A 254-nucleotide genomic window follows, 5' to 3' on the forward strand; every position below is an offset into this window, starting at 1 on the left:
TGAATTTGATTACTCAAGCGCTTATTCTGGCGGCCTTAATGTTGCTTTTATGTCAATTTACACTTCAGCTAGTGATGATCAACAAGGGAAAGCAAAACAAAATGCTCATATCCAGATTGATAGTATTAATCTGGATATGAGCATTTTGTTTTGCTTTCCCTTGTTGATCATCACTAGCTGAAGTGTAAATTGACATAAAAGCAACATTAAGGCCGCCAGAATAAGCGCTTGAGTAATCAAATTCACGATTAGGT

At 36.2% G+C, this 254-nt stretch carries 1 pseudogene; it reads left to right on the forward strand.

From position 1 onward, the window contains the following. Positions 1–181 (forward strand): annotated as a pseudogene (locus tag H4J50_RS19465) (hypothetical protein); the annotation flags it as partial. Between the last annotated feature and the right edge of the window lie 73 nt (positions 182–254).

The organism is Colwellia sp. 6M3 (assembly GCF_014077595.1).
GTDB lineage: Bacteria > Pseudomonadota > Gammaproteobacteria > Enterobacterales > Alteromonadaceae > Cognaticolwellia.